Raw genomic sequence first — 24,565 nt, forward strand, 5'->3', positions numbered from 1 at the left:
AGGGTCAGGGGGCGCAGGTGGCCGGCGCAGCGGGAGCAGCCGGCAGCGACGCGCGCGAAACATGGAAGCGGGCGATCATCGCAAGCCCGAGCCGGGCCAGCACCGACAACGCCGTGCAGGCCAGCGTGATGGCGAGCAGCCAGCGCTCGGTGGCATGGGCCTGGGCGTTGCGCTGGTCGAGCAGTTCGGACTCGGCGGCGCGCATCTCGGCGACGACGGCGCGCACGTCGTCCATGGTGCGCTTGCCCTCGTCGCGCAGCACCAGGGCGCGGGCGGCCTCCAGGCCCTGGGTGCGGCGGGCCTGAACCGTCGCGTGCAGCTCGGCCAGCTTGAGGGCCACCCGGTATTCCAGCCGGTCCACGCGCCGCTGCTGCACCGCGCTGTCGCTGACCAGCGCGCGCAGCCGGTTGGCCAACGGCGCGATCTGCGCCAGGGCGCGGTCGTAGGGCTCCAGGTAGCGGTCGTCGCCGGTGATGATGAAGCCGCGCTGGCCGGTCTCGGCATCGATGGCATGCACGAGCGTCGATTCCAGCGTGGTCAGCACCTGGTAGGTGTGCTCGATGGAGCCGCGCTGCGACAACAGCAACTGGTGGTAGCGGAAGGACATCAGGCCGGCCACCACCAGCAGCGCGACGAAGGGCGCCGAGCGCAGCAGGCTCCGGAGGTCGATGGCGCCGGGGAGTCGCATGGCGGGATGGGAAGAAGGGCTCGTGCGGAATGCCCTGCTGCCGTCCAAGAAGCATGCCAGCCGCGCCGGCATGCCGGATCAAGCACTTAGCCTTCCGCCCGGGCGCACCCTGCATGAACGTCGGACGTACCGCTGTCCGCTTTCTGGACAAGGCGGCCCGCCGCCAGCCCTGCGGCCAGCAACACCAGCGCGGCCAGCGCCAATGCGCCCACGCCTGGCCCGCCCAGCAGCAGGCCGCCGACCACGCCACCCCCGGCGATGGCCGTGTTCCACACCGTCACCAGCACGGACTGCGCCACGTCCGCCGCCTCGCCGGCTGCGCGGGCCAGTGCCGTCTGGAACAAGGTCGCCGCGCCGCCGAAGGCCAGGCCCCATGCCACCACCGCCGCCTGCAGCACCGGCGCCCGGTCGCCCGCCATCGCAAGCGCCCCGGCGGCCAGGCCGAACACCACCGTGCTGCCCAGCAGCAGCGGCCGCAGATGGCGGTCGATCAGCACGCCGACGACCCAGATGCCCAGCAGCGCGCTGCCGCCGAACACCAGCAGCACCCGGTCCGTCTGTCCCGCGAGGCCCGCCGCGGCCGCCAGCGGCGCGATGTAGGTGTAGAGGATGTTGTGCGCCAGCACGAAGCTCAGCACCATGAGCAGCACCGGCCGCACCCCGGCCAGCCGGAGCACCTGCCGCAGGGGCAGCCGCCGGCCCGCCGCCTCGCCGGCGAAGTCGGGCACCCCCAGCCGCACCCAAAGCATCAGCGCCAGGGCCAGCAGGCTCATCAGGCCGAAGCAGGCGCGCCAGCCCACGAGGCCGCCGAGGAAGGTGCCGGCCGGCACGCCCAGCGACAGCGCCAGCGGCGTGCCGACCATGGCGATGGCGATGGCGCGGCCCTTCTGGTGCGCCGGCACCATGCGTGCCGCATGCCCGGCCAGCAGCGCCCACAGCAGGCCCGCGCACACGCCGGCCAGGAAGCGGGCCACCAGGGTCAGGGCATGGCTGCCGGACCAGGCCGTGACGGTGTTGGCGACGACGAAGCCCGCCAGCGCAGCCAGCAGCAGCGGACGGCGGCGCACGCCCCGGGTGGCAGCGGTGAGCGGAATCGCCGCCCCCAGGGAGCCCACGGCGTAGACGGTGACGGTCTGCCCGGCCCACGCTTCGGAGACGCCCAGGCCCCGGGCCATCTGCGGCAGCAGGCCGGCCGGCAGCGCTTCGGTCAGGATGGTGATGAAGGCCGCCGATGCCAGCGCCAGCAGCGCCGCCACGGGCAGGCGGTCCGCGGCCCGCGCGGCGCTCATCGCCCCGCCTCCCCGACGCCATAGACCGCATCGCGCAGGTCCGTGACGAAGCGGCCCGACATGCCCTCGTACAGCGTGTTGGTGAGCGCCACCACGCTGAGGCCCTGCGCCCGGTCCACGAACCAGGCATGGCCGTAGGCACCGCCCCAGCGCCAGGTGCCCGCCGTCTCGGGCGAGGCCGCGCGCCGCGCGTCCCTCAGCACCGAGAAGCCCAGGCCGAAGCCGAAGCCCGGCGCCGTGGGCAGGTCCGGGCCCGTGAGCTGGTCGCGCCCCATTTCTTCCACCCAACGCGCCGGCAGCAGCGGGCCGCCGCCCTGGCGCAGTGTTTCCAGCAACCTCAGCAGGTCGCCGGCCGTGCCCGCCATGCCGGCGCCGCCCGAGGGGAAGGCCTGGGCGTCGAAGATCCGCGCCGGGCTGAAGGCGATGCCGACCGCGCCTTCGAAGGGCGACACCGTCTCGCCTTCCGCCAGCGGGTGCGGCTGCGAGCTGCCGTTGACATAGGCCGTGGCCACGCGCTGCGCATCGCGTGCGACGAAGCCGGTGTCGTGCATGCCGAGGGGGCCGGTCACGAGTTCCTGGACGGCCTGGTCCAGCGGCGCGCCGTGCACGCGCTCGATCAGCGCGCCCAGCACGTCGGTCGCCAGCGAGTAGCCCCAGGACGTACCGGGGGCGTACAGCAGCGGCACGCTGGCGATGCGGCGCAGGTTCTCCGCCAGGTCGATCCCGCTGGCATCCAGCCCGTCGGACACGCCGGCCCGTGCATAGGGGCCCTGCGCGTCCGCCTCCAGAAAGCGGTAGCCCAGCCCCGCCGTGTGGCTGAGCAGTTGCCGCGCGCTGATGCGCGCAGGCCGGCCGTCGGGCCCCAGCGGCCGGAATGCCGGCAACCAGCGGGCGATGTCCTCGTCCAGGTCCAGGCGGCCCTGCGCCACCAGCACCATCGCCGCGGTCGACACGATGGGCTTGCTCGCCGAGGCCAGCCGGAAGACGGTGTCGAGCGCCATGGGGCGGGCGCGCTCCCGGTCCGCCCAGCCGGCGGCTTGCTGGTGGATCGGCTCGCCATCGCGCGCCACCAGCACCACGGCGCCGACCAGGCGGTGCGCGTCCAGCGCCTGCCGGACCGCGGCCCGGATGCGGGCGGCGACCTGGGCGGGTGTGCCGCCCGCGCGGGGAAAAACTGTGTGCGTCGTCACGGAACGTCCTTTCATCGATGACCGTTCCCGTGACCTTAAGCAGCCCGGCACTGGAGATAAAGACGGCTACAGTTCCCGGCTCTGCGGAACGCGGTGTCCGCAATGGAGGATGCAGGATGGACAGCCTGAATGGCTTCGTGGTGTTCGTGCAGGTGGCGGAGACGCGCAGCTTCGTGGCGGCCGGCCGCCAGTTGGGCGTGTCCGCCTCCGCCGTGGGCAAGAGCATCGCGCGGCTGGAGCAGCGGCTGGGCGTGCGGCTGTTCCACCGCAGCACGCGCAGCATCACGCTGACCTCGGAAGGCACGGTGTTCCTGGAGCGCAGCCGGCGCATCCTGGCCGAGATCGAGGCGGCGCAGCTGGAGCTGTCGCAGTCCAGCAGCGCGCCGCGCGGCCGCCTGCGGGTGAGCCTGCCGCTGGTCAGCGCGCTGGTGCTGCCGGTGCTCGCCGACTTCATGCGCAGCTACCCCGAGATCGAGCTGGACCTGGACTTCAGCGACCGGATGGTGGACGTGATCGAGGAAGGCTTCGACGCCGTGGTGCGCACCGGCGAGCCGGCCGACTCGCGCCTGCGGGCGCGCCGGCTGGGGGCCTTCCGGTCGCTGCTGGTCGCCTCCCCCGACTACTTGGCGCGGCGCGGCACACCCCGCAAGCCCGTCGACCTGCTGCAGCACAGCTGCCTGCACTACCGCTTTCCCACCAGCGGCAAGCTGGAGCCCTGGGCGTTGCGGCGCGCGCCCGGCGACGCCGAACTGGCCCTGCCCGTCTCCATGGTCTGCAACAACATCGAGACCCGGCTGTGCTTCGCGCTGCAGGGCCTGGGCATCGCGTACCTGCCGGACTTCTCCGTGCGCGAGCTGCTGGCCGACGGCCGGCTGCAGACCGTGCTGGACGGCCATGTGGCGCGCGAAGGTGTGTTCCATGTGCTCTGGCCGGCGAGCAAGCATCCCTCGCCCAAAGTGCGCGCGCTGGTGGACTTTTTGTGCGAGCGGCTGCTGCCACCGCCCGTGAAGGGCCCGGGCGTCCGGGCCCGGCGACGGCCGGGTCGCTAGGCCCGCGTCCGGCCGGCGCGCCGGTCTCTCACCGCCGCAGGGCAGGCAGGCACCGGCCACAGATGTTTGGCTCATGAAGAACCAACGATTCGGTCGTTCGTGCCGCGCCCCGTTCTTTCCACAATGGATGGCCCAGCGCCTTGACCCGCATCAGGAGCGCGAAGAACACATCCACAGGGCCCCGCCGCCATGAATTTCCAGCAACTGCGTTCGGTCCGCGAGGCCGTGCGACGCAACTTCAACCTCACCGAGGTGGCCCAGGTGCTGCACACCTCCCAGCCCGGCGTGAGCCGGCAGATCCGCGAGCTGGAGCAGGAACTGGGCATCGAGCTGTTCATCCGCGTCGGCAAGCGGCTGACGGGCCTCACCGAGCCCGGCGGCCATGTGCTGCCCATCATCGAGCGGCTATTGATCGAGAGCGGCAACCTGCGCAAGGCCGGCGAAGAGTTCGCCACCCAGAACGAAGGCCTGCTGTCCATCGCGGCCACGCATTCGCAGGCGCGCTACGCGCTGCCCGAGGCGGTGCAGGACTTCCGCCGCCAGTTCCCCTCGGTGCGGCTGCACATCCACCAGGGCTCCCCGCGGCAGATCGCGCAGATGCTGCTGGAGGGTGAGGCCGACGTGGGCATCGCCACCGAGGCGCTGGCCGACTATCCGCAGCTGGCCGCCCTGCCCAGCTACCGCTGGACCCATGCCGTGATCGCGCCGCCGGGCCATCCGGTGCTGGCCGAGCCGCTCAGCCTGCAGTCGCTGGCGAAGCATCCGCTCATCACCTACGACAACGGCTTCACCGGCCGCCAGCGCATCGACGACGCCTTCGCCCAGGCGGGCGTGCAGGCCGACATCGCCCTGGCCGCCATGGACGCGGACGTCATCAAGACCTATGTGCAGTTGGGCATGGGCGTGGGCATCGTGGCCGGCGTGGCCTTCGAGGCCGAGCGCGACACCGGCCTGCGCGCGGTGGATGCCGGCGCCCTGTTCGGCATCAACCACACGCGGCTGGCCGTTCGCCGGGGCAGCTATCTGCGGCGCTATGTGTATGCCTTCATCGAATCCTTTTCACCGACGCTGACGCGCGAGGTGGTGGAGGCCGCGGTGCGCGGCGAGTCGGGCGAAGCCACCGCCGTGGTGCCGCCGGGCGATGGTGCGGCCGATGCCCTGGAAGAGGCCGCGGGGCAGCGCCAACCCTGGCCCCTGGCCGCTTGAGTCGTGCCTGCGTGCGCGCAGGGCACGCCCACCCCCGCCAGCATCGGCTTGGCCCCGGCGCACGTCGCCGGCCGCGGTCTCAGGCCTGGCCGCGCTCCTTCAGGATGCCGCCTGCGATGCCCATCGCATGGTTCGCGGCCGGCACGCCGCAATAGATCGCGGCCATCAGGATCACTTCCTTGATCTCGTCGGGTGTGAGGCGCGAATCGTCCTGCCCATCCAGCGCCGCGCGCACATGCAGCGCGAACTCGTCCCAGGCGCGCAGGCCCAGCATCATCGACAGCACCATGAAGCGCCGCGTGCGGTCGCCCAGGGCCGGACGGCCCCAGATGTCGTTCCAGGCATGGCGCGTGATCAGCGCCTGGAACTCGGTGTTGAAGGCGGTGCGCCCGGCCAGCGATCGGTCCACCCACGCATCGCCCAGCACGCGGCGCCGCTGCTGCAGGCCGCGCGCGTAGCCGTCGGCGCCGTCCTCGCCGGCCTCGGCAAGGCCGGGCGCGCAGCGATCACGCACGAAGGCGCGCAGCAGGCGCGCGAAGGCCTCGGGCTGCTCGACGGCGCCGATGTGCGAGGCCTGCGGCAGCACGGCCAGCTCGGCCCCGGGGACCGCCTGCGCGATGGCCTGCGACAGGCCCAGCGGCGTGCCTTCGTCCCGCGCACCGGCGATCACCAGCACGGGGCAGGCGATGGCCGGCAGCCCTTCGCGCCAGTCCACGTCGCGCACCGCCTCGCAGCAGGCCGCATAGCCGGCGGGCGAGGTCGCCAGCAGCGTGGAACGGGCCTGCGCCACGGCCTCGGGCCGGGCCGCACGGAAGTCGGCATGGAAGTAGCGGCCCATCACCGCGTCGGCAATGGGGCCGATTCCCTCGCGGCGCACGGTGGCGATGCGGGCGTCCCAGAGCGCGCGTGCGGCATCGGGATAGTGCGCGGCACTGTGGGCCACCACAAGGCCGCGCAGCAGCGACGGATGGCGGATGGCCAGGCCCATGCCGACCATGGCCCCCATCGAGAGGCCGACCCACACCACGGGTTCGTGCGCCACCTCGCGCAGCAAGGCGGCGGCGGCCTCCACCAGCGCGTCCATGGTGGCGGGGCCCTGCAGCGGCGGCGAGCCGCCGTGGCCCGGATGGTCGAAGGCCAGGATGCGGGCCTGCGGACCCAGTTGCGCGCGCACGGGCGCCCAGGCCTCGCGGTCCATGCCCAGGGCATGGCTGAGCACCAGCAGCGGGCCGCTGCCGCCGTCGTGCAGCGTGTAGGAAAGCAGGGAGGTCATGATGTTCCGGGTGTCGGGAAGGTCAGGGCAGGCCGGCGGGATGATCGCCGTCCTCGCGCAGGCACTGCCAGCACTGCCGGGCCGAGGCCTCGACGGCCCGGTCCAGGTCACAGGCTGCATGCAGGGCCGCCTGCAAGGCCGCGCGTCGTTCGGGCGGCAGCGCCAGCACGCTGGCGTCCGCACACAGCAGGTCTGGCACGGGCGTCTGCGTGGCCACCGCCTGCGGCCCCAGCGCCTGGATACGCGCCCTCGCGGCCTGCGGACCCAACGCCTCGGCCAGCGCCTGCGTGAGCGACTCCGAATGCACCAGGCCCTGCGTACGGCCGATGTTGGCGGCCATGCGGGGCGCATTCACCCGCAGGCCGGCCAGGGCGTCGCGGATGGCGCTGGTGGCACCGAAGACCTGGATCCACAGCTGAGGCCACACGGCCACCTCGGCCTGCCATTCGCCCAGCGCCCGTTCATGCGCCTGCGCCATGGTGGCCAGCAACGTGGCCGCGATGCCGGGCACGGGCGCGCAGGCCGCGATGGCCTGCATGCAGGCGACCGGGTTGCGCTTGTGCGGCATGGCGCTGGAGCCGCCGCGGGCCGTGCCCTGGGCCGCATCGCCGGGGCCCGGTCCCTCGGCCACCTCGTCCACCTCGGCCTGCGACAGCAGGGCCAGGTCCTTGGCGATCTTGGCCAGCGAGCCCGCCAACACGGCCGCCTCCAGGCCCAGGCGCAGCCAGGTGTCGCGCTGCGTGTGCCAGCTGCCCACCGGCGCCGCCAGGCCCAGCAGAGCCGCCATGCGGGCCGCGACGCGCTCGCCTGCCTCGCCCATGGCCGAGCGGTTGCCGACGGCGCCCCCGAGCTGCAGCGCCAGGGCCTGCGCCGCCAGCGCCTGCAAGCGGGCATGGCTGCGCTGCAGCGGCAGCAGCCAGCCGGCGCACTTGAGGCCCCAGCTGGTCACCTGGGCCGGCTGCAGCAGCGTGCGGGCCAGCATGGGCGTGCGCGCATGGTCCGCCGCCTGCTGCCGCAGCAGCGCGATGGCCTCCTGCAGCGCCGCGAGCAGCGGCGCCAGCGCGGCGCGCGTCATCAGCACCTGCGCGGTGTCGACCACATCCTGCGTGGTCGCGCCCTTGTGCAAGTGGCGGGCGGCATCGCCCGCGCCCCGCGCCTGCAGTGCCTGCGTCACCATGGCGACCAGCGGCACGGCCATGGCCCCGCCATGGCGGGCGGCATCGGTGAGCGCCTGCGCGTCCAGCACGAGGCCGGCGCAGGCATCCGCAATCGCCTCGGCCGCGTCGGCGGGGATCAGGCCCTCCTCGGCCTGGGCGCGGGCCAGGGCCGACTCGAAGTCGAGCATGGCGCGGCACAGCGCCGCGTCGTCGAACAGGCCGCGGGCCGCGGCGGGCAGGAGGGCATGGGCGAAGGCGTTCACGGGCGGCCGGTGCGTACGATGAAGGCCGTCAGATGCTCGCGCCCGAGGCGCGGACCACGGCGGCCCACTTTCGCGACTCCTGCTGGATGCGCGCGGCGTACCGGGTGGCGTCGCCGAGCAGCGGCTCGGCGCCTTCGACGCCCAGCTTGGACTGGAAGGCCGGCGTGCCCGCCACCTGCAGGATCTGTCGGCCCAGCTCTGCCACCTGCGCTGCCGGCGTGGCGCGCGGCGCCAGCAGGCCATAGGTGAGCGTGCTCTCGAAGCCGGCCAGCGCCGCAATGCCCGATTCCGCCAACGTGGGCACCTGGGGCAGCTGGGCCAGGCGCCGGCTGCTGGTCACCGCCAGGGCGCGCAGCTTGCCGCCGGCCACCAGCGTCTGCGCAGGCGGGATCACGCTGAACATCATCTGCACCTGGCCGCCCACCAGGTCGGTCAAGGCGGGGCTGGTCCCCTTGTACGGGATGTGGCTCATCTTCACGCCCAGGGCATCGGCCAGCATCTCGGCCGTGAGATGGCCGCCCGTGCCGGAGCCGCTGGAGGCGAAGGCGTACTGGCCGTTGGCCTGGCGGATCGCCTCCACCAGCTGCGGCACCGTGCGCACCGGCGAGCTCTCGGGCACCACCAGCATCAGCGCCGAACTGGCGAACATCGCCACCGGTGCCAGGTCCTTCTGCACATCGAACTTGAGGCCCTTGTAGAGCGCCGGGTTGATGGAGACCGTGCCGGTGTGCCCCAGCAGCAGCGTGGTGCCGTCGGCCGGCGCGCGCACGACGGCCTCGGTGCCGATGTTGCCGCCCGCGCCCGCCTTGTTGTCGACCAGCCAGGTGCGGCCGAAGGTCGAGCTCAATCCATTGGCCAGTTGCCGCGCCAGCACGTCGTTGCCACCACCGGGCGCGAAGGGCACCACGATGCGCACGGGCCGGCCGCCCTCCTGGGCCCAGGCCGGCGCAGCGGCCAGGGCAGACAGGGCCAGCCACTGGCGGCGGGTGCAGGAAGGGATGGGGCGCATGGCGGTCTCCGGGGTCGTTCTTGGGATGGCCAGAGTCTGCGCGGTTCGGAACCAGGAAAAAACTGAGTATGACGACTTTCACACCACACATAATGTTGGAAGTGGAGACCGCCTTCCTGAACACCTTCCTGCTGGTCGCGCGCCACGGCTCCATGTCCGAGGCCGCGCGGCAGCTGGACCTGAGCCCCACGGCCGTGGCGCAGCAGATGCGGGTGCTGGAGCGGGAGCTGGGCACGCCGCTGCTGCTGCGCGCCGGCCGCACGGTGCGCCCCACCGAGGCGGGCGACCGGCTCATCGAGCGGGCCGAAGCGCTGGTGCGCGACGCTGGCCAGCTGCGTGCCTGGGTGCATGGCCAAGCGCTGCAGCACGAGCTGCGCGTCGGCACCCTGGCCACCGTGCTGCACAGCGCGCTGCCCGACATCCTGCAGGCTTTCACGCAGCGCCATCCGCACACCCGGGTGTCGATCCGCGCGGGGCTGGCCAGCCAGCTGTACGAGATGGTGGCCGAAGGCGCGGTGGACCTGGCCCTGACGCTGCGGCCGGCCTTCGACCTCGCCAAGACCTTCTGCTGGCAGCCGCTACGCGAGGAGCCGCTGGTCCTGCTCGCGCCTGCCGCCCTTGCCGGGCAGGACCCGATGCAGCTGCTGCGGGATGAGCCCTTGATCCGCTACGACCGGACGCTGGGCGGCGGCAAGCTGGCGGACCAGTTCCTGCGCGATGCCGGCATCGCGCCCCGGGAGCGCTTCGAGCTGAACTCGCTGCTGGCCGTGGCCATGATGGTGGCCCGCGGGCTGGGCGTGTCGATGGTGCCGGACATCGACGCGCCCTTCATGCGCGAGCCGACCCTGGCACGCATCGCGCTGCCGCAGGCACGCGCGCGTCGTGCCCTGGGCCTGCTGTGGCTGCGTGCCTCGCCGCGCCAGACGCTCGTGTTGAACTTCGGCGAATGCGCCACCGCAGCCATGCGGCCGGCGCCTTGAGACGGTGTGAGCGAACCCGCCATGTCCGCACGGTCGCTCATGGGCGCTTGCCGACGGACTTGGCCACCTCGCGCAGGATGCGCTTGCGCACCTTCTTGCCCTGGGTGACCAGCAGCCGGATGTTCACGTCATGGCGCTGCTCCGGCGCCATGGACTTCCAGGACTTGATTTCGGAGCGAAGGCGTCCGCATCCCAGGCATCGCGCCTTGTCCGGGCTCAGTTCGCATTGCCCGATGCAGGGCGTCGCCGTCAGAAGAATGGTCATTGCCGAACACGCTGCCACTGGGCAACGGGCAGCGCAATCGGACACGGCCAAAAAAAAGACCCGCACGAGGCGGGTCCAAGGAGACAGCCGACGTTCGTCGGCCCCGCGAATTCGCGGCCCGCTCGCCAGCGGGACCCCGAAGATTCCGGCGGGTGCGCCATGCACCCTGGCAGCCAATCTAAACCGCAACACCGCGCAGGCCTACGAAGGAAAGCGTGCTTGGATATGCGGCGGATGGCGGGTCCATCATGCGCGCGTGGCCGCGGATCGTTCTGCGCCAGATCAAGGGGCACCCGCGACGGCGAGGGCCTCCTGCCCGCCTCAGCGCCGCGCCACGAAGTCGATCTCCACCCGCGCGCCCCTGGCCAGCCCGGTCACGCCCACGCAGGTGCGCGCCGGCAGGCGGCGGGGCGGGAAGTGGCTGCGGTAGGCCTCGTTCATGCGCGCGTAGTCCTCGTCGAAGTGGGTCAGGAAGATGCGGGCCGACAGCACGTGGGCCAGGCCCAGGCCGCAGCCTTCGAGCACCGTCTTCAGATTGGCCATCACCGCATGGGTCTGGGCCTCGATGCCCTCGGGATAGCCGCTGTCCAGGTCCGTGCCGGTGAAGGGCATCTGGCCCGTCACGAAGACCCAGCCGTCGCATTCGACGGCGTGGCTGAAGGGCGCGACCGGGTCCGGTGCGCCGCTGATCATGTGGAAGATGGGGTTCATGGGTCAGGCTCCTGAAAGTGAGTCGATAGAGGGAAGAGAAGGGATGGCGTGCCCGCACGGTGGAAGGCCGGCGCCAGGGTGCGTGGCATGTGTCTTGCGACGCGGTCCCGTTGCCTTGCAGGGATCCCGACGTTGCAGCTCGAACAGTTCACGACCGAGTCCTACCCGGTGCACCAGCGCCCGCAGGCGTGGCGGGCCGCACTCGAGCCGCACCAGCTTCGCGCCTGCGAGACGCCTTCGGCCGCGCCGCTGCATGGCCGGCTGGCCGCGGCACGGACGGCGCGCGGGGTCGGCCTGGCGCGCGTGGCTTCGTCGCCGCAGACGCTGGAGCCCCTGCACGGCGACGCGGGCCATGTGTGGATCGCGCTGCTGCAGGCCGGCCAGGCGCATCTGCAGCCCGGCGACGGCCAGCCAGCCCTCGCCCTCGCCGCGGGCGACGTGGTGTGGGGCGCCACGCGCAGCGCGGCGCAGCTGGTGTTCCAGACGGACTTCCGCCAGTTCCACGTCTCGCTGCCTGCGCGCGCCTTCCCCGCCGGCCTGCGCGGCGCCCAGGGCACGGCCCTGGGCCACCTGCCCGGGCGCAGCGGCATGGGCCGCCTGCTGGCCGGCACCCTGGGCGCGCTGGAGGACGCCCTCGACAGCCTGGGCGACGACGACATCGCGCCGCTGGAGCATTCGCTGTCCGAGCTCATCGCCGCCCGCATGGCCGCGCGGCCCGACGATGCCCCCGCCGGCATCAGTAGCACCCAGGCCGCCACGCTGCGGCGCGTGTGCCAGTTCATCGAAGGGGCGCTGAGCGATTCCGCGCTCTCGCTGGCGGCCGTGGCGGCGCAGGAGCGCGTCTCCGAGCGCCTGGTGCAGAAGCTCTTCGAAGGCCAGGGCCTGACCTTCACCACCTACCTGCGCCAGCGCCGGCTGGAGCGCTGCCGCGCCGACCTGGCCAACCGGCAGTACGGCCATCTGTCGATCTCGGACATCTGCTTCCGCTGGGGCTTCAACGACGCGGCCCATTTCAGCCATGCCTTCCGCGACCGCTACCGCATGTCGCCACGGCAGTACCGGCAGCAGGCCAACGAGGCCAGCCAGCAGAGCCTGCGCAAGCGCATCCAGCGCGGCTGGCCCTCGGGCTATTTCGAATCCGGCGGCCGGCCCGAGCCGCAGGCCGATGCGCCGCGCGGCACGACCGCCGGCCACGCCAGCGTACAGGCACCGGCCCATTCCGCCGCAGCCGGGCCGACCGGCCGCCACCACCACCTGCCGGCCACGCCCGAGACCATCCACTGGGGCTACTTCAGCCGCACCATCCCGCCGGTGCTCACCGTGGCTTCGGGCGACATCGTGACCATCGAGACGCTGACCCAGCATGCCTACGACGACCACGAGCGCATGATCAAGGGCGACTCGGGTGCCGAGCGCGTCTTCCACTGGACGCGCGAGCACAAGGCGGTGGACCGGCGCGGCGCCGGCCCCACCGACGCCTCGATCTACGGCCGCGGCAATGGCGAAGGCTTCGGCGTGCACATCTGCACCGGCCCCGTGGCGGTGCAGGGGGCCGAGCCGGGCGACGTGCTGGAGGTGCGCATCCTCGACCTGGCGCCGCGCCTGGCCGCCAATGCGCGCTACGAGGGCCGCGCCTTCGGCAGCAATGCGGCCGCGTGGTGGGGCTTCCATTACGACGACCTGATCGAGGAGCCCAAGCCGCGCGAGGTCATCACCATCTACGAGGTGGACTGCCACCCCGAGCGCATGTGCGCCCATGCCGTCTACAACTTCCGCTGGACGCCGCAGCGCGATCCGCACGGCGTGCTGCACACCACCATCGACTATCCGGGCGTGCCCATCGACCGCAGCGCCATCGTCGAGAACCACGGCGTGCTGGAGGGCGTGAAGATCCCGGTGCGGCCGCACTTCGGCGTCATCGCGCTGGCGCCGGCCGAGACGGGGCTGGTGGATTCGATCCCGCCCTCCTCCTTCGGCGGCAACCTCGACAACTGGCGCATCGCCAAGGGCGCCACGGTGTACCTGCGGGTGGCGGTGGACGGCGGCCTGCTGTCGGTGGGCGACCCGCATGCCTCGCAGGGCGACAGCGAGCTGTGCGGCACCGCCATCGAATGCTCGCTGACCGGCGTGTTCCAGCTCGTCCTGCACAAGGCCAAGGACCTGCGCGATGAGCCCTACGCCGACATCGACTACCCGCTGGTCGAGACGGCCGACGAATGGGTGCTGCACGGCTTCTCGCATCCCAACTACCTGCAGGAGTTCGGCGACCGGGCGCGCAGCCTGGTGTACGAGAAGTCCTCGCTCGACCCGGCCATGCGCGACGCCTTCCGCAAGACGCGGCGCTTTCTCATGACGGCCATGGGGCTGACGGAGGACGAGGCGATCTCGCTGATGTCGGTCGCCGTGGACTTCGGCGTGACGCAGGTGGTGGACGGCAACTGGGGCGTCCATGCCGTGATCCGCAAGGCCCTGTTCGCGGAACGGCTGGCGAAGGCCCGAGCCAGCGCCGCTTCCGGCCCCTGACCCGGCCGCCCCGCCGCCGGGCGGGGGCTCAGCGCGGCCCGAAGACGCACTTGCGGATGGACCCGTGCACGCCCCAGTTGCCGTCCACCACCTGCGTCACACCGAAGTCGGCCGCCACGGACATGAGGGCGATGGCCTCGTCCTCGCTGAGCTTGTGCACCGTCATCAGGAAGCGCCGCAGCTTGCGGAAGGCATCGCGCATGGCCGGGTCGAGCGAGGCGGTCTCCGCCACCGTGGTCTGGCCCTCGGGGCCCAGCGTCGCCAGGTAGTTGGCATAGGTGAAGCCGTACACCGACCACAGCTCGTCGGTCTCCAGCAGCGGATGGTCCAGGCCTTCGAGCAGGGTTCCGGGCAGGTCGGCCTTCTTGTGCAGCACCAGCTCGAACTCGCCCGTCAGCGAGCATTCGATGGCCGTGCCGCCGAGTTCGCTGTCGCCCTGGGCCGCGTGTGGGTCGCCCACCGAGAAGTAGGCGCCGGCCACTGCCACGGGGTAGTACATGCGCGCGCCCTTGCCCACGCGCCAGTCGTCGATGTTGCCGCCGCTGTAGCTGGGCGGAATGGAGCTGACGAAGTCGGCCTCGGCCGGGGCCAGCCCCATGGTGCCGAAGTGCAGCCGGGCCGGCACCTGCACGTTGCGCAGGATGTCCTCGCGCCGGCGCACCGTGGCCGGGTCCACCTTCACGCCGGGATAGTCGATGGTGGGATGCACCACGCCGTCGGGGTCGGTCTGCGGCGTCCACACGTAGTTGTAGACGGCGCGTGCCGTGGGCTCGGCGGTGGTGTCCAGCTCGAAGATGGTGATCACCTCGCGCGGCTTGGGCTCCTCGATCAGGTCGCGGTACTGGAAGCCCCAGGAGGCCGCCGCGTTGGAGCCGAAGCTGCGGCCCAGGAAGGCATGGTTGCAGCTGGGGCGCGGCATCACGTCGAGGATGCGCACCTCCAGCACGTCGCCCGGCTCGGCGCCTTCCACCACCACCGGCCCGGTCAGCAGGTGCACACCCACGCCCTCGCCTTCGCCGTAGGTGAAGGGGCCGGTGGTGGGCCCGGCGCCACGGCGCGGCACGGCCTTGTGCTCGCAGGTCCAGGCGAACACCGACTCGGCGCCCGGGTCGCCGGCCACCATGCGCTCGTGGTCGTCGTTGGCATGGTGGGTCAGCGTCTCGATGGTGACGCGGTCGCCCGAGCGCACCGTGAGCGCAGGCGCCACGGCCTTGCTGAAGTAACCCCAGTGCACCGTTTGGGGAGAGACACGGAGAAGGTGATGCATCGTCGGTTCTGCAGGAAAGGAGGGGGATCGATGGTCAGCGCTCGGCCGCCATCACGTTGAGGAAGCGGGCCGTCTGCGGATGCTGCGGCCGGGTGAGGACCTCGCGCGCGGGCCCGCTCTCGACGATGCGGCCGCCCGCCAGGAAGACCACGCGGTCGGCCACGTCGGCCGCGAAGTGCAGCTGGTGCGTGGAGATGACCAGCGCCAGCCCGCCGTCCTGCGCCAGGGCGCGGATCACCTCCAGCACCTCGTTGACCAGCGCCGGGTCGAGCGCGGAGATGGGCTCGTCCATCAGCAGCACGCGCGGCCCGGGCGCGATGGCCCGTGCGATGGCGACGCGCTGCTGCTGGCCGCCCGACAGGTGCCGCGGCAGCGCATCGGCGCGGTGCGACAGGCCCACGCGTGCCAGCAGCTCGCGCGCCCGCCGTTCGGCCCGCTCGGCCGTCCAGCCATGCACCCAGCGCAGCGGCCCGGCGATGTTCTCGAGCGCCGACAGATGCGCGAACAGGTTGAACTGCTGGAACACCATGCCCACGCCCACCCGCGCCCGCTCGCGGGCCAGGTCGGCCGGGCTCATGCGCTCGCCGCCGGCCTGGTAGCCCAGGCGCTGGCCATCGACCACGATGTGGCCGGCGTCCCAGTCCTCCAGGTGGCTGATGCAGCGCAGCAGCGTGCTCTTGCCCGAGCCGCTGGGGCCCAGCAGGGCCACCACCTCGCCAACGGCCACGTCGAGCGCCAGGTCGGCCAGGACCGTCTGCCCGCCGTAGGTCTTGCTGAGCCCACTCACGCGGACCACGGTCGGCGCCTCGGCCAGGACGGCTGCGCGTTCGGCGCGGGCGGCGTCCGAGGCGGCCGCGGCGCCGGTGGTCGTGCGCGGACTTTCATCGTCATGCACGACTGACAGCTCCGGGGCCGGCGTGGCCGCGAGCACCGGCGCGCGCCGCCAGGGCAGCCAGCGCGCCAGGCCCTGCAGCGTGGCCTGCCGGTCGAGGTCGAAGCGTGCCTCCAGGCACAGCTGCACCAGGCTGATGCCGCCGGTCAGCACCAGGTACAGCAGGCCCGAGGCGAAGAAGACGGAGAAGAAGTCGAAGGTGGACGAGGCCAGCTGCGTGCTGCGCAGCGTCAGCTCCTGCACCGCGATGACCGAGGCGAGCGACGAGTTCTTGAGCGTGCTCACCGCCTCGTTGCCCATGGCCGGCAGCATGGCGCGCAGGGCCTGCGGCGCGATGATGCGGCGCATGAGCATGCGCGGCGTCAGGCCCAGGGCCTGGCCGGCCAGCACCTGGCCGCGCTCCACGCCCAGCACGCCAGAGCGCACCATCTCGGCGATGAAGGTGGCCTCGTTGAAGGCCAGCGCCAGCCCGGCGGCCACCAGGCCCGGCATGCGGATGCCCACATGCGGCAGGGCGTCGTAGAAGAACACCATCTGCAGGATCAGCGGCGTACCGCGGAAGATCACCGCATAGGCGCGGGCGAAGGCGGCCAGCGGGCGGAACCGGCTGAGCTGCATCGCCGCCAGCAGCAGCCCGATCAGGGCACCGCCGGCCAAGCCGATGCCTGTTGCCGCGAGCGTGAATCCGATGCCCCACAGCAGGTAGGGCATCGTCAGGTAATGAAGAAACAGGTCCATCGGGTCACTCCCGGGCGGCCGGGGCCGCCCGGGACCAGGTCATCTCACTTGGCCAGGACCAGGCGCGGGGCTTCGAGGTTCTCGACCGGCAGGCCGTTCTTCTTGAGCATCTCGGTGTGCGCGCCGGACTTCTGCAGCGCCACCAGCGCGGCCATCACGGCATCGCGGAAGTCGGTCTTGCCCTTGGGCACGGCGATGCCCACCGAGTACGGAATGGTCACGGCCAGGGCCTTCTCCAGCTTGTCCGGGTAGGCCTTGACGGCGCTGTCGACCGTGTTGACGTCGTTGATGTAGGTGTCGGCGCGGCCGGCCAGGATGGCCTGGATGCAGTTCTGGTTGTTGTCGTAGAGCTGGATCTGCGGCTCGGGCTTGCCGGCGGCCTTGCACTGCGCGGCCAGGGCCTGGATCAGCGGCACCTCCACATAACCCGTGTTCTCGGCCGCGACGGTGCCGCACAGCGAGGTGTCGATGCCGGTGATCTTCTTGGGATTGCCCTTGGCCACCAGCACGCCGTCGAACACCTTGGAGTAGGTGATGAAGTCGGCCGCCTTGGCACGCTCCTCGGTGGCGTAGATGTCGGAGATGACGATGTCGGCCTGGCCCGACTGCAGGGTGGTGAGCAGCGCCGCGAAGGTCACGGGCTTGTAGCTGATCTTGAAGCCCAGGCAGGCGCCGATCGTCTCGCCCAGGTCGATGTCGAAGCCGATGTAGCGCTCGGGGTTCTTGGGGTCGATGGTCTCGTAGCCGGGCGTGTGCGGATTGATGGCGTTGACCAGCGTCTTGCCCTTGAACTGCGGGTACTTGGCCTGCAGCGCCGCGCATTCGCTGGGCGTGGGAAAGACCTCGGCATGGGCCGCGCCGACGGCACCCAGCGCCAGGGCGACGGTGCCCAGGGCAGTGGCCAGCAGGCGGCGCAGACGCATCGGCCAGGCATGGCGGGACGGGCGCTGGCCCGGGACGACGAGGGGGCTGTTCATGGGACGGGAACTCCTGGTGAGGCGGCCCGCCGGACCCCATGTCCGGCTTTGCTGCACCGCGTCAAACCAGTTTAGGAACGGCCTCCCGAAGGCACTTGTCTGGGAGCGCACGAGTCCTTGTGTGGGGGCCGGCGCGGCTGAACCGGCATGGATGGCGGTTCCTTGCCCGGGGACCTACCCGTTGCCGGCGGCCCTGCATCCAGCCTGCAGGCCGCTGGCGTCGAACGACGGGGCCGCCCACTTCATGCAACGGCGCGCACCCTGGCGGCCGACGCGGCGCCCGCCGCCGGGTGCGCCGGCCGCGCCAGCCCCAGGTGCCCGCGCAGCGTGCGGTGGGCGTACTCGCGGCGGAACAGCCCGCGGCGCTGCAGCTCGGGCACCACCAGCCGGGCGAAGTCCTCCAGCCCGTGCGGCAGCGTCGGCGCCAGGATGTTGAAGCCGTCGGCGGCCTCGTTGTGGAACCAGTGCTCCATCTGGTCGGCGATGGATTCGGGCGTGCCCACCACGGTCCAATGCCCCCGCGCGCCGGCCACGCGCTCGTAGAGCTGGCGGATGCTCAGGCCCTCGCGCCGGGCCAGGTCGGCGAAGAGCTGCTGCCGGCTCTTCCAGCCTTCGGTCACGGGCAGGTCCTGCGGGAAGGGACCGTCCACCGGATAGGCCGACAGGTCGACGTTGCCCAGGAAGGTGGACAGCAGCCCGACGCCCAGCACCGGGTCGATCAGCGACTGCAGCTGCTCGAACTTCTCCTGCGCCTCCTGCGCACTGCGGCCGACGAAGGGCGACAGCCCGGGCAGGATCTTGAGCGAATCCGGTGCGCGGCCATGGGCCGCAAGCCGCGCCTTCAGCCCGCGGTAGAAGGCCTGGGCCTGCTCGGGCGTCTGCTGGGCCGTGAACACCAGCTCGGCGGTCGCCGCCGCCAGGTCCTGGCCATCGTCGGAAGAGCCGGCCTGCACCACCACCGGTCGTCCCTGGGGCGAGCGCGGCGTCTGCAGGCCGCCCTGCACCCGGTAATGCGCGCCATCGACGTCCACGCGGTGCAGCTTCGCCGGATCGAAGAAGCGGTTGGCGCCGCGGTCGTGGACGAAGGCGTCGTCCTCCCAGGTGTCCCACAGGCCCTGCACGATGCGCACGTACTCGCGGGCACGCGCATAGCGCTCGGCATGCGGCAGTTGCTGGGTCAGGCCGAAGCTGCGGGCTTCGAAGTCGCTGCCGGACGTGACCAGGTTCCAGCCGCTGCGGCCGCCGCTGAGCTGGTCGAGCGTGGCGAACTTGCGCGCCAGCTGGTAGGGCGGCAGGTAGGTGGACGAGACGGTGGCCACCAGGCCGATGTGCGTGGTGGCCTGCGACAGTGCGGCCAGCGTGAGCGTGGGCTCCATCGGATACCAGAGCGCGTTGCGGGCCAGCACGTCGTCGGGACCGCCGGGCAGGCCCACGTTGTCGGCGAAGAAGATGGCATCGAACCTGGCGTCCTCGGCGATGCGTGCCCACTGCGTCAAGGACGCGATGCGGCTGGCCGCGCCGGCATCCACCCGCGGATCGCGCCATGCGGCCAGGTGGTGGCCGACGCCGAAGAAGAAGGCACCCAGGTGCAGCTGGCGGGAAGGGGAACTCGGCATGGGGATGAGGGAACGGACGGATCGGAAGGAACGGCGGGACGGACGGCGGTGTTCACTCCGGCTCGTCGAGGGCCTGGCCATTGAGGCGGAGCAGCTGCTCGACAAAGTCGTCGAGCAGGGGCAGGCGCAGGCGCCCGGCACCGGTGGGCCGGGCCACCCAGCCTTCGGTGCCACCGAAGAGGCGCAAGGCATCGAAGTCGGGCTGCTCGCCGCCGTCGAATGCGTGGGGCATGCCGGCCGGCACGCTCACCCAGTCGCCGGCTTCGCACAGCAGGCCGATGAAGCCCTGCGCATGTCGAACATGGAACAGGCCGGTGCCCGACAGGAAGAGCCGGATCTCGGCCTCGCCGTGGGTGTGCTCCGCCAGGAAGCCGCGGCGCAGCCGGGCCCAGCCCGGATGGCCGGGCCGCAGCACGAGGCGGTCCATGCTGTGCACGTCGAGCCGCTGCCGCAGTTCGGCGAGCTCGGCCGCATAGGCGTCGCAGGCCGCCTCCAGTCCTTCGCCCACGTCCTCACGCACCGGCACCTGGCCGCTGTGCAGGCCCAGGACCGCCAGGGCGTCGGCGATGCGGTGCTCGCACACGAGGGTCTCGCCCCAGCGACCGTGCGCGTCGAAATGCACCAGCACCGCCATGCCGCCGCCTGTGTGGACGTCGCCGCGCCGCCCTACTGCAGCGCGGCCGGCCGCGCGTAGCCGGGGAAGTCGCGGTCCAGCACCTGCTTGAAGAAGGGCGACCGGAAGGCCGCCTGCAGGTCGGCCACCCAGGGCGCGCCCTTGTCGGCCGTGCGCACGGCCGCCACCAGCAGGTAGTAGTCGGGCGTCTTCTCCAGCGCCACCGCATCGGTGAGCTTGAGGCCGGAGGAGATGGCGAAGTTGCCGTTGATGACCGAGAAGTCGGTGTCGTCCAGCGCACGCGGCAGCTGGGCGGCTTCGAGTGGCACGAAGCGCAGCTTCTTGGGGTTGTCGGCGATGTCCTTCTCGGTCACCTTGAGCGGGTCGACGCCGGCCTTGGTCTTGACCAGGCCGTACTGCTCCAGGAAGACGAAGGTACGGGCCAGGTTGGTGGGGTCGTTGGGCACGGCGATGCGCGCGCCCTCCTTCACCTCGGCCACGGTCTTGAACTTGCGCGAGTACAGGCCCAGTGGCGCGATGGGGCCTTGCACCACGTCCGCGAGGTCCAGCTTGTTCTTCTCGGCGAAGTTCTTCAGATAGATGATGTGCTGGAAGTAGTTGGCGTCCAGCGAACCCTGGGCCAGGGCATGGTTGGGCTGCACGTAGTCGCTGAACTCGACGAGCTTGACCTTGTAGCCCTTCTGTTCGAGCTGCGGCTGGATGCCACGTCGCAGCACCTCGATGTTGGAGCCCGCGGTGGTGCCGATGACCAGCCCCTTCTTGCTGGCGACAGGCTGCTGCGCCAGCACGGGCAGCGCCAAGGAAGCGGCCAGGCTGGCCAGGAGAACGTGACGACGGAACAGGGACATGGGAGAGGGCCGAGGGGAGAGGAAGGAAGGGAGGGAAGCCTTCAGCGCTTGTCCAGCCGGTGCGCGATGGCATTGCCACCGAACTGGATGATCTGCACCAGCACCACGAGCAGGGCCACGGTCAGCAGCATCACGTCGGTCTGGAAGCGGTAGTAGCCATAGCGGATGGCCAGGTCGCCGATGCCGCCGCCACCCACCACGCCGGCCACGGCCGAGTACGACAGGAAACTCACGGCCAGCACGGTGAGGGCCAGCACCAGGCCCGAGCGGGCCTCGCGCACCAGCACGCGCCACACGATCTGCAGCTCGGAGGCGCCCATGGCATGGGCCGCCTCGATGACGCCGCGCGGCACCTCGCGGATGCTCTGCTCCACCAGCCGCGCGAAATACGGGATGGCCGCCACCGACAGCGGCACGGCCGCGGCCAGCGGCCCGATGGAGGTGCCCGCGATCACCCGCGTGAAGGGCACCAGCGCCACCAGCAGGATGATGAAGGGGAAGGAACGCACGGTGTTCACCACCCAGCTCAGCACCAGGTAGGCCGGCCGGTGGTCCAGCGACTGGCCGGGACCGAGCAGGAAGAGCAGCACGCCCAGCGGGCCGCCCAGCACCAGGGCCGCGCCGAGGCCGATGGCCAGCATCAGCAGGGTCTGCTGCGTGGCGGTCCAGAGCTCGGGAAGGATGGCGAGGATGTTCTCAGACATGGGCGAGGCGGGCGATGGAGAGGGACGCCGTGGCAGCGTCGGCCGCAGGCGATGGGCGTGCCGCCGACGCCGGCGCAGCGGCGGTGGCGGCGTCGGCGGCAGCAGACGCCGCGGCCGGGGGCGACCAGGGCCGCTGCGCCATCTGTTCGGCCAGCTCGCGGCCCAGGCTGCTCAGGCGCGGCTCGGCCGCGACCTGGTCGACGTCGAACTGCTCCACCAGCGCGCCCTGCTCCAGCACGGCGACGCGGCGGCACAGCTGCTGCACCACGGGCAGTTCGTGCGTGACGATGACGATGGTCACGCCCAGGCGTGCGTTGATCTCGCGCAGCGTGTGCAGCAGGGCCCGCGTGGTCTCGGCGTCGAGGGCCGAGGTGGGCTCGTCGCACAGCAGCACGTCGGGTCGCGGCGCCAGCGCACGGGCGATGGCCACGCGCTGCTTCTGCCCGCCCGAGAGCTGCGCCGGATAGGCGCCTGCCTTGTCGCCCAGGCCGACCAGGGCCAGGCATTCCTGTACCCGCGCCTCGATGTCGGCGCGCGAATGGCGGCCGTGGATGCGCAGCGGAAAGGCCACGTTCTCGGCCACGGTCGCGTTCTGCAGCAGATTGAACTGCTGGAAGATCATGCCGATGGACTGGCGCGTCTCGCGCAGTTCGCGGCGCCACAGGCGGGTCAGGTCGCGGCCGTTGACCAGCACCCGGCCGCCATCAGGCCGTTCCAGCAGGTTGATGAGGCGCAGCAGCGTGGACTTGCCGGCGCCGCTCTTGCCGATCAGGCCGAAGACCTCGCCGCGGCCGATGGCCAGCTGCAGCGGCTGCACGGCGGTGAAGCGGCGGCCATCGGGCAGCGCGAATTGCTTGTGCACGCCGTCGAGCCGGATCAGGGGTTCGGGGGCGGCAGCGTTGGGAGGGGCAAGGCTCATGGGTCCGGGCAAGAGGGGCCGGCACGGTGAAGCACCGCACGGCCCGGCATGGCGAAGAGCACGACTGTGGGCCGACCCGCTGCCAAACCAAACGAATGAATCCGGCGTTGCTCATGCGAAAAACATCCTTGGCACGCCACGGCACCCCATGCCGCGCCGTTATGCGTCGCCCGGCTAAGCAATGGCGGAATGCTTCGTTCGCGACGGGCGGGCGGCCACGCACAGTGCGCCTCCCGGGCTGCTCCAGGCCTCATTCCCGACGATCCGCGCCATGTCCTCCCCCTTCCGTCCCCGCCGCCTTGCGGTGCTCTCGCTCCTCGGCCTGGCGGCCTTCGCCGCGCACGCGGCCGAACTGGCCGTGGGCTTCATGCCCGGCCCCTACCGCGACGCCTTCGCCAAGGGCATCGCGCCCCAGCTCGAAAAGAAGGGCTACCAGATCCGCTATGTCGAGTTCAGCCAGGGCGTGCAACCCAACGACGCGGTGCAGCGCGGCAACATCGACGCCAACATCTTCCAGCACACGCTCTACCTGCAGGCCACCAACAAGAGCCAGGGCTTCGACCTGGTGCCGGTGGTGCATGTGCCCACCCCGCCGATGGGGCTGTATTCGCAGAAGCACCGCAAGCTGGCCGACGTGCCCGACGGCGCCACGGTCACCCTGCCGGCTGACCCGGTCAACGCAGCGCGCGCGCTCAACATCCTGGCGGGGCTGGGCTGGGTGCAGCTGAAGCCGGGCGTGGACCCGATCAGCGTCTCCGAGCGCGATGTCGTCGCCAATCCCAAGCGGCTCAAGCTGGTGCCGCTGGACGCGGCCCAGGCGCCGCGCTCGCTGGCCGATGCCGACCTGGCGGCCGTGCAGGGCAACTTCGCCGTCGCCTCGGGGTTGAAGCTCACCGAGGCGCTCAAGCTCGAAGACATGACGCTGCCCTACGTGAACGTGGTGGCCGTCAAGCGCGGCAACGAGAACGCGGCCTTCGCCCGCGACATCGCCGAGGCTTACCGCTCGGCCGAGTTCCAGCGCTTCTTCCGCGCCAACCCGGTGTGGGCCGGCTACCGGCTGCCCGACTACTTCACCGCGGCCCAATGACCGCCCGCACCCTGGCCACCACCCAAAGCAACCCGTCGAGCGCCAGAACCCAGGCCGTCACCGTGAGCACGCCCCCCTTCTTCGACCAGCCGGGCGCCGACACCTGGCAGGCCCGCGCCCATGGGTTGCGACAGGCGCTGCAAGCGGACGCGCCCACGCGCGACCAGGCCGGCGGCCGGCCCGTGGCCGCGCAGGCACTGCTCAAGGGCAGCGGCCTGCTGCCGGCCCTGGTGCCCGTGCATCAGGGCGGCGGGGGCGCCGCGGTGTCCAGCCTGCTGCGCGCCGTGCGTGAGCTGGCTCGCACCGATGCCTCGGTCGCCTTGCTGCTGGGCCATCACATCGCGGCCGTGCTGGGCCTGGCGGTGCACGGCAGCGCACAGGCCCAGGCCCTGCTGGACGCCACGGCCCGGCAGCGCTGGCTGTGGACGCATCCGCTGGACACCGACCTGCCCACGCTGGGCGCCCGGCGCATCGGCGCGGGCTGGCTGCTCGACGGCCAGCTGCATGCCACGGCCGGCCTGCATGCCGCCGACCGCCTGCTGCTGAGCTGGCCCGATGTGCGCGGACCGCGCGTGACGGCCAGCCTGCGGCTGGACCATCCGGGCGTCGGCGAAGCCCTGCTGGACGACGGCTTCGGCCTGCGCCAGGCCGGCGGCGGCAGCCTGCGCCTCTCGGCCGTGCAGCTGGGCGAGCCCGAACTGCTCGGCCCCGCGGTCCGTCCCACCTCGCCGCGCGCCGACCTGCCGGCCCTGCTGCAGCAGGCCGCCCAGCTGGAGGTCTTCATCGGCAGCGCCTGGGGTGCGCTGGACGAAGGCCGCGCCTACACCCTCACCGCCTCGCGGCCCTGGATCCATTCCGGCGTCGAGCGCCACGAGGACGATCCGTGGATCCAGCGCCGCTACGGCGAACTCGCGCTGCGCGTGCAGGCGGCCACCGAGCTGGCCGACCGCGCCGGCCGGGCCTTCGACCTGGCCCAGGCCGCGGGCGACGACCTGGAGGCCGCCACCCGCGATGCGCTGGCGGTGCAGATCGCCACCGCCCATCTGGAGGCGGCCGAGGCGGCCGACGCCGCCGGCAGCGGCATCTTCGAGCTGATGGGCGCACGCTCGGCCACGGTGGCCAATGGCTACGACCGTTTCTGGCGCGACACGCGCACGCTGCGCCTGCCGCAGCGCACCGACGCACGCCAGCGCGCCCTGGGCCGCTGGCTGCTGGGGGGCGCCGTGCCCCTGTCCACGCCGGCCACGCCCACGGCCGTCTTCGCGCCCCCATCGCCATGA

General features: G+C 71.9%; 21 protein-coding genes and 1 pseudogene. 6 read left to right on the top strand and 16 right to left on the bottom strand.

What is annotated here, in order from left to right:
* Positions 1–4: 4 nt before the first annotated feature.
* The 3 genes from L0984_RS18250 to L0984_RS18260 form a co-directional block, all read right to left on the bottom strand.
* Complete coding sequence (locus L0984_RS18250; protein WP_234195189.1) at positions 5–688, bottom strand: CHASE3 domain-containing protein; 684 nt, start codon at positions 686–688, stop codon at positions 5–7.
* 86 nt (positions 689–774) lie between these two features.
* On the bottom strand, positions 775–1,977 hold the full coding sequence (locus L0984_RS18255) for an MFS transporter (protein WP_234195190.1): 1,203 nt from the start codon (positions 1,975–1,977) through the stop codon (positions 775–777).
* Complete coding sequence (locus L0984_RS18260) at positions 1,974–3,182, bottom strand: serine hydrolase domain-containing protein (protein ID WP_234195191.1); 1,209 nt, start codon at positions 3,180–3,182, stop codon at positions 1,974–1,976. Before L0984_RS18260 ends, L0984_RS18255 begins: the two co-directional genes overlap by 4 nt.
* A gap of 101 nt (positions 3,183–3,283) precedes the next feature.
* Between L0984_RS18260 and L0984_RS18265 the strand changes: the two genes are divergently transcribed.
* Positions 3,284–4,216, top strand: coding sequence for a LysR family transcriptional regulator (locus L0984_RS18265; RefSeq protein WP_234195192.1), 933 nt, complete (start codon positions 3,284–3,286; stop codon positions 4,214–4,216).
* A gap of 189 nt (positions 4,217–4,405) precedes the next feature.
* On the top strand, positions 4,406–5,422 hold the full coding sequence (locus tag L0984_RS18270; protein ID WP_234195193.1) for a CysB family HTH-type transcriptional regulator: 1,017 nt from the start codon (positions 4,406–4,408) through the stop codon (positions 5,420–5,422).
* A gap of 79 nt (positions 5,423–5,501) precedes the next feature.
* Here L0984_RS18270 and pcaDC read toward each other — a convergent pair whose 3' ends face one another.
* From pcaDC to L0984_RS18285, 3 genes are read right to left on the bottom strand one after another with little or no spacing between them, the layout of a single operon-like run.
* A complete protein-coding gene (gene pcaDC / locus L0984_RS18275) occupies positions 5,502–6,695 on the bottom strand; it encodes a bifunctional 3-oxoadipate enol-lactonase/4-carboxymuconolactone decarboxylase PcaDC (RefSeq protein ID WP_234195194.1) in 1,194 nt (397 codons plus the stop codon).
* A 22-nt stretch (positions 6,696–6,717) separates the two neighbouring features.
* Positions 6,718–8,115, bottom strand: coding sequence for a lyase family protein (locus L0984_RS18280; protein WP_234195196.1), 1,398 nt, complete (start codon positions 8,113–8,115; stop codon positions 6,718–6,720).
* Between the two features lie 28 nt (positions 8,116–8,143).
* Positions 8,144–9,124 carry a Bug family tripartite tricarboxylate transporter substrate binding protein gene (locus tag L0984_RS18285; RefSeq protein ID WP_234195197.1) on the bottom strand — a complete coding sequence of 327 codons (981 nt, stop codon included), beginning with the start codon at positions 9,122–9,124 and terminating at the stop codon, positions 8,144–8,146.
* A gap of 92 nt (positions 9,125–9,216) precedes the next feature.
* Between L0984_RS18285 and L0984_RS18290 the strand changes: the two genes are divergently transcribed.
* A complete protein-coding gene (locus L0984_RS18290) occupies positions 9,217–10,104 on the top strand; it encodes a LysR family transcriptional regulator (RefSeq protein ID WP_234195199.1) in 888 nt (295 codons plus the stop codon).
* Positions 10,105–10,141: 37 nt separating this feature from the next.
* On the opposite strand, the gene L0984_RS29825 is transcribed toward L0984_RS18290, so the two are convergent.
* Both L0984_RS29825 and L0984_RS18295 read right to left on the bottom strand, forming a co-directional pair.
* On the bottom strand, positions 10,142–10,369 hold the full coding sequence (locus L0984_RS29825; RefSeq protein ID WP_255697487.1) for a DUF1289 domain-containing protein: 228 nt from the start codon (positions 10,367–10,369) through the stop codon (positions 10,142–10,144).
* A gap of 321 nt (positions 10,370–10,690) precedes the next feature.
* Positions 10,691–11,080 (bottom strand): RidA family protein, encoded by a 390-nt coding sequence (locus tag L0984_RS18295; protein ID WP_234195200.1) that lies wholly within the window; start codon positions 11,078–11,080, stop codon positions 10,691–10,693.
* Between the two features lie 132 nt (positions 11,081–11,212).
* Between L0984_RS18295 and L0984_RS18300 the strand changes: the two genes are divergently transcribed.
* Positions 11,213–13,603: an acetamidase/formamidase family protein gene (locus L0984_RS18300; protein WP_234195202.1), complete on the top strand. Its 2,391-nt coding sequence runs from the start codon at positions 11,213–11,215 to the stop codon at positions 13,601–13,603.
* A gap of 28 nt (positions 13,604–13,631) precedes the next feature.
* On the opposite strand, the pseudogene L0984_RS18305 reads toward L0984_RS18300, so the two are convergent.
* The 8 genes and pseudogenes from L0984_RS18305 to L0984_RS18340 all read right to left on the bottom strand — a co-directional run.
* A pseudogene (locus L0984_RS18305) lies at positions 13,632–14,867 on the bottom strand (acetamidase/formamidase family protein); the annotation flags it as partial.
* Positions 14,868–14,904: 37 nt separating this feature from the next.
* Complete coding sequence (locus L0984_RS18310; RefSeq protein WP_234195204.1) at positions 14,905–16,500, bottom strand: amino acid ABC transporter permease/ATP-binding protein; 1,596 nt, start codon at positions 16,498–16,500, stop codon at positions 14,905–14,907.
* A 44-nt stretch (positions 16,501–16,544) separates the two neighbouring features.
* Complete coding sequence (locus L0984_RS18315) at positions 16,545–17,477, bottom strand: ABC transporter substrate-binding protein (RefSeq protein ID WP_234195205.1); 933 nt, start codon at positions 17,475–17,477, stop codon at positions 16,545–16,547.
* Positions 17,478–17,719: 242 nt separating this feature from the next.
* Positions 17,720–19,093 carry an LLM class flavin-dependent oxidoreductase gene (locus L0984_RS18320; protein ID WP_234195206.1) on the bottom strand — a complete coding sequence of 458 codons (1,374 nt, stop codon included), beginning with the start codon at positions 19,091–19,093 and terminating at the stop codon, positions 17,720–17,722.
* A 52-nt stretch (positions 19,094–19,145) separates the two neighbouring features.
* On the bottom strand, positions 19,146–19,727 hold the full coding sequence (locus L0984_RS18325) for an AraC family ligand binding domain-containing protein (protein ID WP_234195207.1): 582 nt from the start codon (positions 19,725–19,727) through the stop codon (positions 19,146–19,148).
* Positions 19,728–19,759: 32 nt separating this feature from the next.
* Complete coding sequence (locus tag L0984_RS18330) at positions 19,760–20,575, bottom strand: MetQ/NlpA family ABC transporter substrate-binding protein (RefSeq protein ID WP_234195208.1); 816 nt, start codon at positions 20,573–20,575, stop codon at positions 19,760–19,762.
* A gap of 41 nt (positions 20,576–20,616) precedes the next feature.
* Positions 20,617–21,279, bottom strand: coding sequence for a methionine ABC transporter permease (locus L0984_RS18335; protein ID WP_234195209.1), 663 nt, complete (start codon positions 21,277–21,279; stop codon positions 20,617–20,619).
* Positions 21,272–22,198, bottom strand: a complete 927-nt coding sequence (locus L0984_RS18340) for a methionine ABC transporter ATP-binding protein (protein WP_234195211.1) — start codon at positions 22,196–22,198, stop codon at positions 21,272–21,274. Before L0984_RS18340 ends, L0984_RS18335 begins: the two co-directional genes overlap by 8 nt.
* 271 nt (positions 22,199–22,469) lie before the next feature.
* On the opposite strand from L0984_RS18340, the gene L0984_RS18345 reads away from it, so the two are divergent.
* Positions 22,470–23,285 (top strand): MetQ/NlpA family ABC transporter substrate-binding protein, encoded by an 816-nt coding sequence (locus L0984_RS18345; protein WP_234195213.1) that lies wholly within the window; start codon positions 22,470–22,472, stop codon positions 23,283–23,285.
* Positions 23,282–24,565 (top strand): acyl-CoA dehydrogenase family protein, encoded by a 1,284-nt coding sequence (locus L0984_RS18350; RefSeq protein WP_234195214.1) that lies wholly within the window; start codon positions 23,282–23,284, stop codon positions 24,563–24,565. The genes L0984_RS18345 and L0984_RS18350 overlap by 4 nt, the downstream gene beginning before the upstream one ends.

It is taken from the genome of Pseudacidovorax sp. NFM-22 (assembly GCF_021401245.1).
GTDB lineage: Bacteria > Pseudomonadota > Gammaproteobacteria > Burkholderiales > Burkholderiaceae_C > Xenophilus.

Bases quoted from the DNA above. Each gene is read 5' to 3' on its own strand.
- L0984_RS18320 (WP_234195206.1), bottom strand. From the start codon at position 19,093: ATGCCGAGTTCCCCTTCCCGCCAGCTGCACCTGGGTGCCTTCTTCTTC.
- L0984_RS18295 (WP_234195200.1), bottom strand. From the start codon at position 11,080: ATGAACCCCATCTTCCACATGATCAGCGGCGCACCGGACCCGGTCGCG.
- L0984_RS18270 (WP_234195193.1), top strand. From the start codon at position 4,406: ATGAATTTCCAGCAACTGCGTTCGGTCCGCGAGGCCGTGCGACGCAAC.
- L0984_RS18290 (WP_234195199.1), top strand. From the start codon at position 9,217: ATGTTGGAAGTGGAGACCGCCTTCCTGAACACCTTCCTGCTGGTCGCG.
- L0984_RS18330 (WP_234195208.1), bottom strand. From the start codon at position 20,575: ATGTCCCTGTTCCGTCGTCACGTTCTCCTGGCCAGCCTGGCCGCTTCC.
- L0984_RS18335 (WP_234195209.1), bottom strand. From the start codon at position 21,279: ATGTCTGAGAACATCCTCGCCATCCTTCCCGAGCTCTGGACCGCCACG.
- L0984_RS18250 (WP_234195189.1), bottom strand. From the start codon at position 688: ATGCGACTCCCCGGCGCCATCGACCTCCGGAGCCTGCTGCGCTCGGCG.
- L0984_RS18325 (WP_234195207.1), bottom strand. From the start codon at position 19,727: ATGGCGGTGCTGGTGCATTTCGACGCGCACGGTCGCTGGGGCGAGACC.
- L0984_RS18255 (WP_234195190.1), bottom strand. From the start codon at position 1,977: ATGAGCGCCGCGCGGGCCGCGGACCGCCTGCCCGTGGCGGCGCTGCTG.
- L0984_RS18340 (WP_234195211.1), bottom strand. From the start codon at position 22,198: ATGAGCCTTGCCCCTCCCAACGCTGCCGCCCCCGAACCCCTGATCCGG.
- pcaDC (WP_234195194.1), bottom strand. From the start codon at position 6,695: ATGACCTCCCTGCTTTCCTACACGCTGCACGACGGCGGCAGCGGCCCG.
- L0984_RS18345 (WP_234195213.1), top strand. From the start codon at position 22,470: ATGTCCTCCCCCTTCCGTCCCCGCCGCCTTGCGGTGCTCTCGCTCCTC.
- L0984_RS18350 (WP_234195214.1), top strand. From the start codon at position 23,282: ATGACCGCCCGCACCCTGGCCACCACCCAAAGCAACCCGTCGAGCGCC.
- L0984_RS18285 (WP_234195197.1), bottom strand. From the start codon at position 9,124: ATGCGCCCCATCCCTTCCTGCACCCGCCGCCAGTGGCTGGCCCTGTCT.
- L0984_RS18310 (WP_234195204.1), bottom strand. From the start codon at position 16,500: ATGGACCTGTTTCTTCATTACCTGACGATGCCCTACCTGCTGTGGGGC.
- L0984_RS18315 (WP_234195205.1), bottom strand. From the start codon at position 17,477: ATGAACAGCCCCCTCGTCGTCCCGGGCCAGCGCCCGTCCCGCCATGCC.
- L0984_RS18260 (WP_234195191.1), bottom strand. From the start codon at position 3,182: ATGAAAGGACGTTCCGTGACGACGCACACAGTTTTTCCCCGCGCGGGC.
- L0984_RS18265 (WP_234195192.1), top strand. From the start codon at position 3,284: ATGGACAGCCTGAATGGCTTCGTGGTGTTCGTGCAGGTGGCGGAGACG.
- L0984_RS29825 (WP_255697487.1), bottom strand. From the start codon at position 10,369: ATGACCATTCTTCTGACGGCGACGCCCTGCATCGGGCAATGCGAACTG.